Source organism: Actinospica robiniae DSM 44927 (genome assembly GCF_000504285.1).
Classification (GTDB): Bacteria; Actinomycetota; Actinomycetes; order Streptomycetales; family Catenulisporaceae; genus Actinospica; species Actinospica robiniae.
In genome coordinates this window covers 7,634,202-7,649,822 of record NZ_KI632511.1, presented here as the reverse complement: position 1 = coordinate 7,649,822, position 15,621 = coordinate 7,634,202, and the positions used below count along the sequence as shown (strand labels likewise).

Annotated in this window: 12 protein-coding genes; 10 read left to right on the top strand and 2 right to left on the bottom strand. The window is 72.2% G+C overall.

Annotated elements, in window-relative coordinates; genetic code table 11:
• Positions 1-108: 108 nt before the first annotated feature.
• From ACTRO_RS32945 to ACTRO_RS32915, 8 genes are all read left to right on the top strand, one after another.
• A complete protein-coding gene (locus ACTRO_RS32945; protein WP_034269486.1) occupies positions 109-1,038 on the top strand; it encodes an ABC transporter ATP-binding protein in 930 nt (309 codons plus the stop codon).
• Between the two features lie 79 nt (positions 1,039-1,117).
• Positions 1,118-1,930 (top strand): ABC transporter permease, encoded by an 813-nt coding sequence (locus ACTRO_RS32940; RefSeq protein ID WP_051451744.1) that lies wholly within the window; start codon positions 1,118-1,120, stop codon positions 1,928-1,930.
• A 4-nt stretch (positions 1,931-1,934) separates the two neighbouring features.
• Positions 1,935-2,900, top strand: coding sequence for a COX15/CtaA family protein (locus tag ACTRO_RS32935; RefSeq protein WP_211244485.1), 966 nt, complete (start codon positions 1,935-1,937; stop codon positions 2,898-2,900).
• The gene (locus ACTRO_RS47655; protein WP_157436576.1) at positions 2,897-3,058 is read left to right on the top strand and encodes a hypothetical protein; all 162 of its coding nucleotides are present in this window, start codon (positions 2,897-2,899) and stop codon (positions 3,056-3,058) included. Before ACTRO_RS32935 ends, ACTRO_RS47655 begins: the two co-directional genes overlap by 4 nt.
• A gap of 87 nt (positions 3,059-3,145) precedes the next feature.
• Positions 3,146-4,159 (top strand): DUF4034 domain-containing protein, encoded by a 1,014-nt coding sequence (locus ACTRO_RS32930; RefSeq protein ID WP_157436575.1) that lies wholly within the window; start codon positions 3,146-3,148, stop codon positions 4,157-4,159.
• Between the two features lie 54 nt (positions 4,160-4,213).
• The gene (locus ACTRO_RS32925; protein WP_211244770.1) at positions 4,214-6,013 is read left to right on the top strand and encodes an HSP90 family protein; all 1,800 of its coding nucleotides are present in this window, start codon (positions 4,214-4,216) and stop codon (positions 6,011-6,013) included.
• Positions 6,010-8,958 (top strand): hypothetical protein, encoded by a 2,949-nt coding sequence (locus tag ACTRO_RS32920; protein ID WP_051451742.1) that lies wholly within the window; start codon positions 6,010-6,012, stop codon positions 8,956-8,958. The genes ACTRO_RS32925 and ACTRO_RS32920 overlap by 4 nt, the downstream gene beginning before the upstream one ends.
• A 28-nt stretch (positions 8,959-8,986) precedes the next feature.
• Complete coding sequence (locus tag ACTRO_RS32915; protein ID WP_034269481.1) at positions 8,987-9,694, top strand: hypothetical protein; 708 nt, start codon at positions 8,987-8,989, stop codon at positions 9,692-9,694.
• Here ACTRO_RS32915 and manA read toward each other — a convergent pair.
• Entirely contained in the window at positions 9,691-10,899 is a 1,209-nt protein-coding gene (manA, locus tag ACTRO_RS32910) for a mannose-6-phosphate isomerase, class I (RefSeq protein WP_034269479.1), read from the bottom strand. The two genes, ACTRO_RS32915 and manA, sit on opposite strands and share 4 nt — an antisense overlap.
• A gap of 115 nt (positions 10,900-11,014) precedes the next feature.
• Entirely contained in the window at positions 11,015-11,974 is a 960-nt protein-coding gene (locus tag ACTRO_RS32905; protein ID WP_084316692.1) for a heme o synthase, read from the bottom strand.
• Between the two features lie 320 nt (positions 11,975-12,294).
• Here ACTRO_RS32905 and tkt point away from each other — a divergent pair, with 320 nt between their 5' ends.
• Positions 12,295-14,394 (top strand): transketolase, encoded by a 2,100-nt coding sequence (gene tkt / locus ACTRO_RS32900; protein ID WP_034269474.1) that lies wholly within the window; start codon positions 12,295-12,297, stop codon positions 14,392-14,394.
• A gap of 27 nt (positions 14,395-14,421) precedes the next feature.
• Positions 14,422-15,537 carry a transaldolase gene (gene tal / locus ACTRO_RS32895; RefSeq protein WP_034269471.1) on the top strand — a complete coding sequence of 372 codons (1,116 nt, stop codon included), beginning with the start codon at positions 14,422-14,424 and terminating at the stop codon, positions 15,535-15,537.
• Positions 15,538-15,621 lie beyond the last annotated feature (84 nt).

The window sequence follows — 15,621 nt, the reverse complement described above, 5'->3', positions numbered from 1 at the left end:
AGGCTGCCCTAAGATCACCGGCGCGCCGAACCGCCCCTCCCCCGCTCCCCTTCGAACTTAGCCGCCCGGGTGCGCTCGCGCCCAGCCGGCCCACGTAGACTCGCGCCCATGCACGAGACCGAACCCGCCGTCCGGATCGCGGGCCTGGTGAAGCGGTACGGGGAGAAGACCGCGGTCCAGGGCCTGGACCTGACCGTGGACCACGGTACCCTCACCGCGGTCCTCGGCCCGAACGGCGCGGGCAAGACCTCCACCATCGAGTGCTGTGAGGGATATCGCAGGCCCGACGGGGGCACCGTGCGCGTGCTCGGGCTCGACCCGGTCGCGGACGCGGCGCGGCTGCGGCCGCGGATCGGCGTGATGCTCCAGTCGGGCGGTATCTATCAGTCCGTTCGGGCGATGGAGATGCTCCGGCACGTGGCCGGCCTCTACGCCCATCCGCTCGACGTGGACGAGCTGGCCGCCCGGCTCGGCCTCGACTCCTGCGGCAAGACCACGTTCCGGCGGCTGTCCGGGGGACAGCAGCAGCGGCTCTCGCTCGCGCTGGCCGTGGTCGGCCGGCCCGAGCTGGTGTTCCTGGACGAGCCCACCGCCGGGCTGGACGTGCAGGCCCGGCACGCCACCTGGGAGCTGATCGAGCAGCTGCGGTCCGACGGCGTGACGATCGTGCTGACCACGCACCTGCTGGACGAGGCGGAACGGCTCGCCGACAAGGTCGCGATCATCGACCAGGGCCGGGTCATCGCCTACGACTCCCCGCAGCGCCTCGCCGACGACTCGCGCGAGCAGGACTCGATCCGGTTCGAGGCCCCGGCCGGCCTGGACCTGACCGCGCTCTCGATCGCGGTCGCGCCCGGCGCCAAGGCCTCCGAGCCGGTGGCCGGCAGCTACCACGTCACCGGCACGATCACGCCGGACACGCTCGCGGCGACCACCGCCTGGTGCGCGAGCCTCGGGCTGATGCCGCGTAATCTGCAGATCGAGCAGCGCAGCCTGGAGGACGTCTTCCTCGATCTGACCGGAAGGGAGCTGCGCTGACCATGAGTGAGCTTGCGAACGAATCATCGAGCGCAGTGTGTCGCGCATGCGGCCTACCGAGCGCCAGCGAGGTGGCAGCATGAGTGATCTCGCGAACGAAACTCTGAGTGCCCGCCCGCTGTCCGCGCCCGGCTCGTTCCGGCCGGATCCGCGGCCCGCGCCCGCCGCCCGGATGATCCTGGGCCAGGCGCGCTTCGAGACGAAGCTGCTGCTGCGCAACGGCGAGCAGGTGCTGCTGGCGATCATCATCCCGGCGCTCATGCTCATCGCCTTCTCGGCCGAGCCGATCGGCACGATCAGCGGCGGCGGCAGCCGGATCGACTACTACGCGCCCGGCATCATCGGCGCCGCGGTGCTCTCCACCGCCTTCACCAGCCAGGCGATCGCCACCGGCTTCGAGCGGCGCTACAGCGTGCTCAAACGGCTCGGGGCCACGCCGCTGCCGCGGTGGGGGCTGCTGGCCGGCAAGGCGCTGAGCATCCTGATGGTCGAGTGCGTGCAGATGGTGCTGCTGGCCGGGATCGCGCTGGCCATGGGCTGGTCCCCGCACGGCGATCCGCTGGCGGTGCTGCTGCTGCTGGCCCTGGGCACGGCCGCGTTCAGCGGGCTCGCGCTGTGGCTGGCCGGATCGCTGCGGGCGGAGGCGACGCTGGCCCTGGCCAACTTCGTCTTCCTCATCTTCATCGGGGTCGGCGGCGTGGTGGTGCCGCTGGACAAGTTCGGGCACGGCGCGCAGGAGACGCTGCAGTTCCTGCCGATCAGCGCGCTGACGGACGGGCTGCGGGACGTGCTCCAGCACGGCTCGGCGATGCCCTGGGGGCCGCTGGGGATCCTGGCGGTCTGGACGCTGGTGGCCATCGCGGGCGCGGCCCGGTCCTTCAAGTGGGAGTAGCACGGTGACGCAGCAGGAGACGATCGCGGCGAAGAGCGAGGCGGCCGCGCCGGGCACGGCCGGCCGGCGCCGGCTGCGGGACTGGAGCCCGACCTCCAGGCAGGTCGAGCTGGCCTGCCTGATCGCCCTCGTCGCCAATACCCTGATCGTGGTCACGGGCGGCGCGGTGCGGCTGACGAACTCGGGCCTGGGCTGCCCGACCTGGCCGGAGTGCACCGGCGGGTCGCTGGTGCCGGTCTCCACGCTCGGCTACCACTCGGTCATCGAGTTCACGAACCGGATGCTGACCTACGCGGTCTCGGCCGGCGTGGGCCTGTCCATCCTGGCCGCGATGTTCCAGAAGCCGCGGCGGCCGGTGCTGGTGAAGCTGTCCTGGGCGCTGTTCCTCGGGGTCGTGCTGCAGGCCGTGATCGGCGGGATCACGGTGCTCACGAAGCTGGCGCCGGAGTGGGTCGCGGTCCACATGTGCGTGTCCATGGGCATGATCGCGGTCTCGTTCCTGCTCTGGCACCGCTCCCGCGAGGGCGACGGGCCGGTCCGCCTGCTCACCCGCCGGGAACTGCTGTGGCTGGGCCGGCTGCTGGTCGTCGCGACCGGCGCGGTGGTCGCCGTCGGCACCCTGGTCACCGGCACCGACCCGCACGCGGGCGCGGAGGACGCGAGCAAGCGGCTGCCGTTCAAGGCGATGGACATCACCCAGGCGCACGCCGACCTCGTGTTCATCGTCGTCGGTCTGACCGCCGCGCTGTGGCTGGCGCTCAAGGCCACCGACGCGCAGCCGCGGACGCTGGGCAAGGTGCGCGACATGTTCGCGGTGCTCGTCGTGCAGGGCGTGCTCGGCTACACGCAGTACTTCACCGGCCTGCCGGCCTGGATGGTGCTGCTGCACATGACCGGCGCGTGCCTGACCTGGCTGGCGGCCTGGCGGGTGCTGATGTCGCTGCGCGAGCGGGGCCCGGCCGCGGCATGACGGGCTATCGCAGGTATCTGCTGTCGGCGCTGTACGCGGTGCTGTCGATCGGCGTGCTGCTGCTGTTCTTCGAGACCCGTCCGGTGGGCACGTTCCTGGTGGTGGTGAGCGTGCTCGGCGTGGTGGCCGTGTCGGTGACCGGTCGCGAGGACGAGTAGCGAGAAGGCGTTCGGCGCTGTCAGCCGATTGTTGTACCGTTGGGCCCTCAACAGGATCAGACGCTCGTCTGGTGGAGGGGATGGCGCGTGCCGATGTTCGGTCTGGGCAAGAACAAGAAGAACCGCGAGCCCGCCCAGACGCCGGCGCCCGCACGACCCGAGCCCGCGCTCGATCTGCCCCCGGCGCGCAGTCTCGAGGACAATGGCGATCCGGCGCAAGGGCCGCTGCTGGAGCTCGCCGCGGCCCGTGACTGGCCCGCGCTGCGTGCCGCGTTGACCGTTTACGCCGGCCACGATCTCACTTCGCTGACGAACACGGTGCTCTCGCAGGCGCCCGGGATCGAAGAATGGCTCCCGGATACGCTCGCGCAGACCCCTGATGACGCGTTCGCCCGGGCCGTGCTCGGCGTGCACACGGTCAACGCCGCCTGGAAGGTGCGCAGCGCCAAGCGCGCGCAGCACGTGACGCAGGACCAGTTCAAGCAGTTCCACGCGATTCTGCGCGAGGCGGAGGATCACCTCTACGCCGCGGTGGAGCTGGACCCCTCGTCCGTCGTTCCCTGGCATTCGCTGATGAATTCGGGCCGGGGCCTGGAAGTGGGCCGCGAGATCGTGCAGCAGCGCTTCGAGGCCGCGATCCGGCGCTCCCCGGGCCACCTCGGCGTGCATCTGAGCATGCTGCAGCAGCTGTGCCAGAAGTGGAGCGGGTCGCACGAGCTGATGCACGAGTTCGCCACCGAGGCCGCGCGCGGTCCGCACGCGGACATGCTCTGCGTCCTGGTGCCCCAGGCCTACTACGAGCACTTCTCCGAGACGGAGCGGGAGACTCCCGAGCGGAAGTTCATCCAGTCCGCCGAATCGCGCGCGGAGCTGAAGGAACTGGCCGAACGCACGATCTTCCGCGCGGATTACAAGCCCAACCCGCGCAGCCCGTACGCCGCCGCGAACATGTTCGGGTGGGCGTTCGCCTACGCCGGCCTGTGGCCCGAGGCGAAGGCGGCCTACGCGGCGAGCGAGGGCGTCTGCGTCCGCTGGGCCTACTTCGGCAAGCCGGTGGCCGAATACGACCGCCTGCGCACCCTCGCCTACCGGAACGGCTGAGCACTCGTGACCGCAACCGAACCCTCGCACACCTTCCAGGTCGACCTGCGCGGCATGGTCGATCTCCTCTCGCACCACCTGTACTCCAGCCCGCGGGTGTTCATCCGGGAGCTGATGCAGAACGCCATCGACGCGATCACCGCGCGCCGCCTGCTCGATCCCTCGGCGCCGGCCGAGGTGACCATCCGGGCCGGCGAGGCGCTGACGGTGACCGACACCGGCGTCGGGCTGACCGAGGACGAGGTGCACCGCTTCCTCGCCACCATCGGGCGCAGCTCGAAGCGCGACGAGGACGGCCTGATCCGGACCCGCTCGGACTTCGTCGGCCAGTTCGGCATCGGCCTGCTCGCCTGCTTCGTCGTCGCGGACGAGATCACCGTGGTGACCCGTTCCGCCCGTGAGCCGCACGCTCCGGCGGTGGAGTGGCACGGCTACGCGGACGGGCGCTACAGCATCAGGACCCTGTCCGGGCAGGGCACCGAGTTCGGCACGACCGTCACCCTGGTGCCGCGGCAGGGTTCGGCGGAGTGGTTCGGCGCCGCTCGGCTGACCGAGCTCGCGCGCCACTACGGCAGTCTGTTGCGTTACGAGGTGAACCTGATCGGGTCGGACGGCACACCGGTCCGGATCACCGAAACGCCGGCGGTGTGGGATCGGCCCTACGGCTCGCCGATCGCGCGGCGTGAGGCGTTAGTAGAGCACTGCGAGCGCCAGTTCGGGTTCAAGCCCCTGGACGTGGTCGACCTGAACCTGCCGCTGGTCGGGCTGCGCGGCGTGGCGTACGTGCTGCCGACCTCCGTGCCGGCCAACCGGCGCAGCGGCCACCGCGTGCATCTCAAGGGCATGCTGATCTCGGATCAGGCCACGGAGCTGCTGCCGGACTGGGCGTTCTTCGTCCGGTGCGTGGTGGACTCGGACGGGCTGCGCCCGACCGCCTCGCGCGAGGCGCTGTACGACGACGAGACGCTCGCGGCCGTACGGGACGCGCTCGGACAGGAGCTGCGCTCCTGGCTGGCCGGCCTGGCGGCGAGCGATCCGGCGCTGCTCGGCCGGTTCCTGGCCGCGCACCATCTCGCGGTCAAGGCGCTGGCCGCGTACGACGACGAGCTGCTGGCGACGCTGCTGCCGTGGCTGCCGTTCGAGACCACGGACGGGTCGGTCACCCTCGACGAGTTCTGCCGCAGCCACCCCACGATCCTGGTCACCCAGACGGTGGAGGAGTTCCGGCAGGTCTCCTCGATCGCGGCGGCGGCCGGGCTCGGCGTGGTCAACGGCGGCTACACCTACGACCGCGACCTGATCCGCCGGCTGCCGCACCTGCGGCCGGGCGTGTCCGTGCTCGACCTCGACCCGGACACGGTCACCGCCCACCTCGACAGCGTCGATCCCGCGGTGGAGCTCGCCGCCGCGCCCTTCCTCGACCTCGCCCGCAAGGTGGTGGACCGCTACGGCTGCGACACGGTGCTGCGCAGCTTCCACCCGGTGACGGTGCCGGCGCTGCTGATCGACAACCGCGAGGCCCGGCACGAGCGCAGCCGGGCCGAGCAGGAGGCGGTCTCTGACGGCCTGTGGGCCGACATCCTCGGCGCGCTGCGCAGCGCGGCGCCGCGGGCTCAGCTGGTGCTCAACCACCAGTGCCCGCTGGTGCGGCGGGTCGCCGTGATCGAGGATCCCGATCTGGCCGCCTCGGCCGTGGAGGGCCTCTACGGACAGGCGCTGCTGCTCAGCCGCCGGCCGCTGCGCCCGGCCGAGCACGCGCAGCTGAACCGGGCCTTCCTGGGCCTGCTGGAGTACGCCACGCACGACGGACGCGGCGGAGCGCCCGCGTCGAGAATCGGAGGGGACGAGCGGTGAGCGATCCGGAGGCGGGCCGGTCCGAGCAGGACATCCTGCATGAGCTGAGCGGGCTGCGCGAGGAGCCCTACGGCGCCGCGCGTTCGGCCCGCACCGAGGAGCTGGTCGATCAGGCCGAGCGCAACGAGCTGGACCGGGCGCTGATCATCTCGCTGTTCGAGCTGCTGACGGCCTATGAGTACGGCGCGGAGACACACAAGGCGCCGGTGCTCTTCAGCCGGATCCTGAAGCTGTACGCGGACAAGCCCGAAGCCTTCGACGAGTGGGCCGAGCACCGGCTGTTCTGGTGCTTCAAATGGATCTCGACGGCGCTGCTGGAGATCCCGGACGTGCCGCTGGCCACGATCAAGGGCTGGATCGGGCAGATGCAAGAGCGCTACCGGGCTGCGGAAAAGCCGCTCCAGGCCGTGCGCACCTCGCAGTACAAGCTCGCGGCGCACACCGGCGTCGGCGCGGAGCTGGCCTACGAGCTGTGGGCGACCAGGCCGCGGGACGAGTTCAGCGACTGCGAGGCCTGCGAAGCCCGGTACCGGGGCGAGTTCTGGGCGCGGCGCCACGACGACGTCCGGGCCCTGAAGGAGTGGGCCCCGGTGCTCGAGGGCGAGCTCACCTGTGCCGAGGAGCCGGCGGCGACGATCTCGCGGTCGCTGATCCCGTTGGTGCGCGCGGGCCGGGCGGACGAGGCCGTCTCGCTGCACCGCTCCGGCTACCGTGCCACCAAGGGCCAGGTGTCGATGGACGACGTGGTCGCCCTGCACCTGGAGTTCCTGGCGCTGACCGGTAACAGCGCGCGCGGCCTGGAACTGCTGGCGGAGAACCGGTACCGGTTCGACTCCACCGCGACGCCGCAGACCCGGCTCGCCTTCTTCAGCGGCGTCAGGGTCCTGTTGTCGCGGCTGGCCGCGGAGGGCAACGGGCAGGCCCCGGTGCCCGGCCCCGGCGGACGCACGGTGACGGCCACGGACTTGCTCGCCCAGATCGAGACGGAGACCGAGGAGCTGGCCCGGCGCTTCGACGCGCGCAACGGCACCAGCCGCCACGGCGACGATCTGCATGCCCGGTGCGCGATGCCGCCGCTCACGGCCCAGCCGCTCGAGCTCGGCCTGCGCGCACGGCCGCTGCCGGTGGCGCCGCCGGTGGTGGCCGCGCCGGTCGCGCCCGTGCCCGAGGAGTTCGCGGTGCTGCTGGCCGAGGCCCGCGCGGCGCTGCAGAGCGGCCGCCCGGAACAGGATCGGCTGTGGCGGGCGGTCGCGGAACGGGCCGGCGAAGCAGACCTCGACAACGTGCTGCGCGCCGAGATCGCCGACCGCGAGGCTTTCGCGCTCCTGCCGGAAGAGCAGTGGAGCGAGGCGGAGAAGCTGCTGCGGCGCTCCGCGGAGCTGTTCGAGTCCGCCGGCGCCCCCGGCCGGGCCGTGGCGCGCCGCTCCCGGGCCGCCTGGTGCTCCTTCCAGCAGGCGAAGAGCGCGACCGGCCTCTCCTGGACCGAGCTCGACGAACTGGCCGCTCAGGCCGAGGAGCTGCTCGCCGCGGGCGCCATCGAGAGCGAGGACTACTGCATCGTCTGGCACAGCCGGGCCGCCTGCGCACTCAGCACCCTGAGTAAGACGGCCGGATCCGCCGGGTCCGACGAGGCGGACGATCTCGACGACCGGGACGACCAGGAGAGCGACGGCTTCGCGGGCGCCGACACGGCCGCGCGGGAGCGGTTCGACCAGGAGCTCGCGCGGTTCTACGAGGCGGCGACCCGGGCCGGAGCGGCCCATCGCGCGGCCGTGGCCAGGACGATGGCGGCGCGCGCGGCGGAGTCCGACGGCCGGATCGAGGACGCACTCGCGCTGGCCGAGGAGGCCCTCGCGCTCGCCGAGAGCGTCGAGCGGCCCTGGATCCTGGCGGAGCACCTGGTCCAGTCCGGTCACCTGCTCAACCGGCTGGGCCGGCTCGACGAGGCGGCCGAGCGGCTGCACCGGGGCCTGGCCGCGGCGACGGAGTGGGCCTACCCGGGGGCGAACATCGGCGCGGTGCTGATGGAGCTGGCCTGGAACCGGCTGAACGCGGACGACGCCGCGGCCGCGGTCAGCCATCTGACCGCCGCGGCGGCCCGGTTCGACCGGGACGGGCGGCCCAAGTCCGCCGTGGTGGCGCGGTGCATGCTCGGCGAGGCGCTGGCCGGCACCGGCCGGCTCATCGACGCGATCGCGGTCTACGAGTCCGTGCTCGACGAGGAGGCCGAGGCGCGGCTGAGCCAGGAACAGCGGGGCCAGCTGCGGCTGGACCTCGGCCGGGCGCTCAAGCGCGCGGGCGAGTTCAAGCAGGCGGCCGAGATCTTCGTCCAGCTCGCCGACTTCGTCGAGGACTGGCCGGAGCAGGCGGTGCGCACCCTGGTCGTCTGCGAGCTCGCCGGAGCCCTGTTCGCGGCCGAGGTGCCCGAGCAGGCTCGGGCCGCGGTGGGGCGGGCGCGCGAGCTGCACGCGCAGGCGCCGAACGCGGGGGCGCTGTGCGCGATGCTGCGTCAGGCGGCCAACGGCGTGATGGAGGCGCGGGGCTCCGACGGAGCCGAGGAGGCGCTGGCCTACCTCGACGAGGCGGACGCCGCGACGGCCGCCGCCGAGGAGCTCGCCGGCCTGTTCCAGCGCTGGCCGGAGACGGCGCAGACGGCCGACCTGCGCACCCAGATCCTCAGCTCGGTGAGCCGGTTCGAGGAGGCGCTCGCCGCCACCGAGGCCGCCTCGATCGCCTGGGAGCGCGGCGGGACGCGGTCGATCGACGAGTGGGCCGAGTCCGTGCGCATCGCGGCGGTGCTCGAAGGCCACCGGCTCGGCCGGCCCGAGCAGGCGGTGGCCCGGATCGGCCCCGCCGTCGACCGCTGCCGCCTGGCCGGCCGCGATCGGGCCGTCGCGATCCTGACCCGCCTGGCCCAGAACCTGGGCAAGGACCCGGAGAACTGAGCCCGACCCCCAGGAAGGAAGACCCGCGATGCAGTGCGCTGCCTGCGGCTCCACGCTCCCGGCCCCCGGAGCCGCGTGCACGGTGTGCGATCCGTGGGCGACGCCCACCGGCTCGGCGACCGCCACGCTGCTGCCTCCGCCGAACATGCCGCGGATCCCGGCGGGCCCGGCGACCTTCCTGGGCACTTCGCTCCCCCGCTGGTACCGGGCGCTGATCCGGCGCAACCCGCCCGTGCCGACCGCCGACCTCGACGCGGCCTGGCGCAACACGCTCATCTCCTCCGCCGTCAACGTCGTGGTGCTCGCGGTGTTCACGATCACGAGCGTCACCGCCGCGCGGGACCACAGCGACTCCGCATATCAGACCGCTGTCGTCGTCTTCGCGGCCGGCGCGGCCGTCGCCCTGGTGGTCGGACGCGTCCTGCGGCGCAGGACCTGGCTCGGCCGGGTCGTGGCCGTGTTGGGGAGCCGACCGGACATCGGCCATCCGCGCCTGCTGCAGATACCGGCGATGTCCCGACTCAGCACCGTCTACAACGCCGCCCAGAGCGTGGGCGCCAGCCTGTGCGCCGGCTTCATCATCCTCACCGCGAACAAGGGCCCGGGCGTGCTGTGGATCCCGTTGCTGGGCCTCCTCGTGCTCACGCTCTGCCAGCTCGCCCTGCTCTCCGTGGCACGCGGTCCGGTCACCCGGCTGCTGGCGTCCCCGACGGGGTCGGTCCCGCAGGGAGTCTAGAGCCCGACCTCGGCCAGGAAGTAGGTACCCGCTCCGGTCAGCCGCACCTGCATGTCCTGGGCGCCGAGGAAGCAGGACTGGCCGCGGGTGAGCAGCAGCCGGGCGGCCGGCTCGGTGCCGCAGCCGACCGAGGCCTCGCCCTCGATGCACAGCAGCACCCGCGGTCCGCCGTCGCCGGGCACGTCCAGCACCGCGCCGTCGGCGAGAGTCAGCCGGCTGAGCCGGAACTCGGGCACGTCGGTGCCGAAGACCTCCACGCCGGGCGAGACCTGACGGGCCGCCAGCACCGGCACCTCGACCTCCGGGTCGAGCACCCGGACGAGCTCGGGCACGTCGATGTGCTTGGCCGTCAGCCCGGCCCGGATGACGTTGTCCGAGTTGGCCATCAGCTCGATGCCGACGCCGCGGATGTACGCGTGCACGCCGCCCGCGCCCATGAACAGCGCCTGGCCCGGTTCGAGCACGCGGTGGTTGAGCAGCAGGGAGGCGACCAGGCCGATGTCCCCGGAGTGGTCGGCGCTCATCCGCACCACCGCGTCGTAGGCGTCGGCGTACGGGCCGCCCCGGCCGGATTCCACGGCGGCGGCCTCGACCACGCTCTCGGCCAGGCTCGCGCGCGCCTCGGCCGGCCATTCCAGCAGCCGGGCCAGAGCCCGGCCCACGGCCTTGGCCGACGGGTCTTCACGCAGGCCGGCGGCGAGCGGCTTGAGCTCCGGCACGCCGAGGCCGTCGAGCACGTCGGCGGCCTGCGCGGCCGAGCGCAGCCCGGCGAGCACCTCGAAGGGCTCGAGCGCGCACAGGATCTCCGGCTTGGGCCAGTCGTCCACGTAGACCCGCTCGTGCGCGTCCAGCGCCACGCCGGCCGCGTTCTCCCGGGCGTAGCCGCGTTCGGCCTGCTCCCGGTCCGGGTGCAGCTGGATCGAGAGCGCCTTCTGCGCGGCGAGCACCTTGAGCAGGAACGGCAGCCGGCCGCCGAAGCGCGCGGCCACCCGGGCGCCGAGCTCCTGCCCGGGGGCGGTGGCGATGGCGGCCCGCAGGGTCGCGGCGCGTCCTTCTCGGGTGAGCACCGACGGGGCGTTGGGATGCGCGCCCATCCAGAGTTCCGCCTGCGGGGCCGGGCTGGGCGAGGGTTCGCCGAGCAGGTCGGCTATGGCCGTGTGCGAACCCCAGGCGTAGGGCTGGACGGTGTTGCCCAACAGATCCACGTGCGGGCCTCCTCGCGGCTGGCTCGACTCAGGTCGGGTTCACGGCCTGTGTGCAAATTGCACAGCCACTCTAGCGGCAGACCCTGAGCGGACGTTCAAATCGCCGTCAGAAGTCTTACCGTACCAGCGGATCGATCGCCACCAGCACGAAAAGCAGCGCCAGATAGGTGTTGGAGAAGTGGAACATGCGCATCGGCTTGAGCGCCACCCCCTCGACCCCGCGGCGGGCGGCGCCGTGCAGCCGGTGCGCCTCGACGAGGAAGGCCACGCCCAGCACGGCCGCGCCGATCGGATAGACCCAGCCGGTGTGCGCGATCGGCCACAGCAGCAGCGAGCACGCCACCGTCGCCCAGCTGTAGAGCATCATCTGCCAGGTCACGTGCCGCTCGGTGGCCACGCACGGGAGCATCGGCACGTTCGCCGCGGCGTAGTCCTCGCGGTAGCGCAGCGCCAGCGCCCAGAAGTGCGGCGGCGTCCACAGGAACACGACCATGAACAGCACCACCGGCGACCAGGCCAGGTGGTCGGTGACCGAGGTCCAGCCGATCACGGTCGGGAAGCAGCCGGCCGCGCCGCCCCAGACGATGTTCTGCGAGGTGCGCCGCTTGAGGATCATCGAGTAGACGACCACGTAGAACACGTTCGCGGCCAGCGCGAGCACCGAGGAGAGCCAGTTGACCGCCAGGCCCAGCCAGAGCGTGGAGGCGACGCCGAGGGCCAGCCCGAACACCACCGCGGCCTGCGGGGTGACGGTGTGCGTGGCCAGCGGGCGGCGGCGGGTGCGGCGCATCTCGGTGTCGATGTCGCGGTCCACCCAGCAGTTGAGCGCGTTCGCGCTGCCGGCCGAGAGGTAGCCGCCCACCGTCACCGCGGCCACCGTCCACAGATTCGGCACGCCGCCCTTGGCCAGGAACATCACCGGGATCGTGGTGATGATCAGCAGCTCGATGATCCGCGGCTTGGTCAGCGCGACATAGGCCCTGACGGTGTCGGCCAGCGACCCGCGGACCCGGGTGCTCTCCGGTGTCGGCGCGCCCGTGACCGGGGCAACCGGAAGGGATTCCACCGCAGTCACCCGCGCACACCCCTGATCTCGTTCTCGTCGCCTGCCATGTGAAGACAGACAGACTCTAGACCCCGCCCCGCCCGGCCCCGCGCCCGGGTCGGGTGAAACGCCGGGAACCGTGCCGCGGCGAGGCCGCGCCGGCACGCTCCGAAGGCCTTCTCTCGAACAGAGCACAGCGCATGATTGATAGCCCTGAGCGGGGTAAGGTGGCCTCGACTAACAGATTCCAAGCCTCCGCCGCGCGGGGAAAGGGCCCGGGCACAGCCCGGTGGGCAGCGTCGCCTCCGCCCCCGAGACGACGGCCCCGTACCCTAGAGAGGACGCGCGCGTTGAGCACGCCGACGTCATTTGAGTGGACCGAGCTGGACCGCCGCACCGTGGACACCGTCCGGGTGCTGGCGATGGACTCCGTGCAGAAGGTCGGCAACGGCCACCCGGGCACCGCCATGTCGCTGGCCCCGGCCGCGACCCTGCTGTTCCAGAAGCACCTGCGGCACGACCCGTCCGACGCGAAGTGGGCCGGGCGCGACCGGTTCGTGCTCTCCCCCGGCCACTCCAGCCTCACGCTCTACATCCAGCTCTACCTCTCCGGCTACGGCCTCGAACTGGCCGACCTGCAGTCCTTCCGGACCTGGGGCTCGCTCACGCCCGGCCACCCGGAGCACGGCCACACCACCGGCGTCGAGACCACCACCGGCCCGCTCGGCCAGGGCCTGGCCAACGCGGTCGGCATGGCCATGGCGGCCCGGTTCGAGCGCGGCCTGTTCGACCCGGACGCCGCGGCGGGCGAGTCCCCGTTCGACCACCGGATCTACTGCTTCGCCTCCGACGGCGACCTGGAGGAGGGCGTCACCTCCGAGGCCTCCTCGATCGCCGGCACGCAGAAGCTCGGCAACCTGGTCGTCATCTACGACGACAACCACATCTCGATCGAGGGCGACACGAAGGTCGCGTTCACCGAGGACGTGCTCGCGCGCTACGAGGCCTACGGCTGGCACACCCAGTCGGTCGAGTTCACCTCGCCGAACGGCTACGACGAGGACGTCGAGTCGCTGCACCAGGCGGTCCTCGCGGCCGAGGCCGAGACCGGCCGGCCCTCGATCATCCGGCTGCGCACCATCATCGGCTGGCCCGCGCCGAAGCTGCAGAACACCGGCAAGGCGCACGGCTCGGCGCTCGGCGAGGCCGAGGTCGCCGCCACCAAGCAGGTGCTCGGCTTCGACCCGGAGCAGCACTTCGAGGTCGCCGACGAGGTGCTCGCGCACGCCCGCGCGGTGGCCGAGCGCGGCGCGGCGGCGCACCGCGAGTGGAACACCGGCTACGAGGCGTGGCGCGCGGCCAACCCGCAGCGGGCCGCCGACTTCGACCGGATCTCCCGGCGCGAGCTGCCCACCGGCTGGGACGCGAAGCTGCCGAGCTTCGCCGCCGGCACCGAGGTGGCCACCCGCAAGGCCTCCGAGGCCGCGATCCAGGCCATCGCCGAGCAGCTGCCCGAGTTCTGGGGCGGCAGCGCGGACCTGGCCGAGTCGAACAACACCACCATCAAGGGCGGCCTGTCGTTCCTGCCCTACACCGAGGAGGGCGGCGAGTTCGGCGGCTCCTCGCCGTACGGCCGGATCCTGCACTTCGGCATCCGCGAGCACGCCATGGGCTCGATCCTCAACGGCATCGTGCTGCACGGCAACACCCGCCCGTTCGGCGGCACCTTCCTGGTCTTCTCCGACTACATGCGCCCCGCGGTGCGCCTGGCCTCGCTGATGCACGTGCCGGCCACCTACGTCTGGACGCACGACTCGATCGGCCTCGGCGAGGACGGCCCGACCCACCAGCCGGTGGAGCACTACGCCGCGCTGCGCGCGATCCCCGGCTTCCAGTTCGTGCGCCCGGGCGACGCCAACGAGACGGTCGCGGCCTGGAAGGCCACCATTGAGCAGGACGGCCCGGTCGGCCTGGCGCTGACCCGGCAGAACCTCCCGGTGTTCGACCGGGACGCGCTCGGCACCCCGGTGGGCGTGGCCGAGGGCGTCAAGCGCGGCGGCTACGTGCTGGCCGACGCCTCCGCCGGCGCGCCGCAGGTCATCCTGATCGGCACCGGCTCCGAGGTGCAGCTCGCCCTCGCCGCCCGGGAGTCGCTGGAGGCCTCCGGCGTGCCCACCCGGGTGGTCTCGATGCCGTGCGTCGAATGGTTCGACGCGCAGGATGCCGGGTACCGGGAGTCGGTCCTGCCCGCGGCGGTCAAGGCGCGGGTCGCGGTCGAGGCGGGCGTGGGCCAGTCGTGGTACCGCTTCACCGGCGACGCCGGCCGCGTGGTCTCGCTGGAGCACTTCGGCGCCTCAGCCGCGTACCAGAAGCTGTTCACCGAGTTCGGCATCACCGCCGAGGCCGTCGAAGCCGCCGCGCGCGACTCGCTGGCCGCGGTCGCGGGCTGAGCATCCAAGGGGAGAGAAGGTAGCAGAATGTACGAGAACCTCAAGAAGCTGTCGCAGGACGGCGTCTCCATCTGGCTCGACGACCTTTCGCGCGACCGGCTGCAGACCGGCACGCTGGCCGAGCTGATCCGGGACAAGCACGTCACCGGCGTCACGACCAACCCGACCATCTTCCAGAAGGCCATCTCCGGCTCGGACACCTACAACCCGCAGATCGCCGAGCTGGCGGTGCGCCGGGTGAGCGTGGACGAGGCCATCCGGATGATCACCACCCGCGACGTACGCGACGCCGCGGACGTGCTGCGCCCGGTCTACGACCGGACCGACGGGGTCGACGGACGGGTCTCGATCGAGGTCGACCCGCGCCTCGCCCACCGCACCGACGCCACCACCGCCGAGGCCAAGCAGCTGTGGTGGCTGGTGGACCGCGACAACGTGCTGATCAAGATCCCGGCGACCCGGGCGGGCCTGCCGGCCATCACCGCCGTGCTGGCCGAGGGCATCAGCGTGAACGTGACGCTGATCTTCTCGCTGCAGCGCTACCGCGAGGTCATGGACGCGTTCGTGGCCGGCATCGAGCAGGCGAAGGCCAACGGGCACGACGTGTCCAAGATCCAGTCGGTCGCCTCGTTCTTCGTCTCGCGGGTGGACACCGAGATCGACAAGCGGCTCAAGGCCATCGGCGGCGACGAGGCCAAGAGCCTGCTCGGCCAGGCCGCCGTGGCCAACGCGCGGCTGGCCTACGAGGCCTTCGAGGAGGTCTTCTCCTCGGACCGCTGGGCTCCGCTCAAGGCCGCCGGCGCCACCGCGCAGCGTCCGCTGTGGGCCTCGACCGGCGTGAAGGACCCGGCGTACAAGGACACCCTGTACGTCGACGACCTGATCGTGGCCGGCGTCGTCAACACCATGCCGGAGGCCACGCTCGACGCCGAGGCCGACCACGGCGCCCCGAACGGCGACGCGGTGCGCGGCACCTACGCGCAGGCCAAGAAGGTCATCGCGGACATCGAGGCCCTGGGCATCTCCTACGACGACGTCGTCCAGGTGCTCGAGGACGAGGGCGTGGAGAAGTTCGAGGCCTCCTGGAACGACCTGCTCGGCGCGCTCAAGACGGAGCTCGAGAAGGAGGCGGAGGCGGCATGAGCGAGCTTGCGAGCTCATCGACGAACGCAGTGCCTTGGCGAACCCGCCTACCGAGCGCCGGCGAGGTGGCGGCGTGAGCCGTAC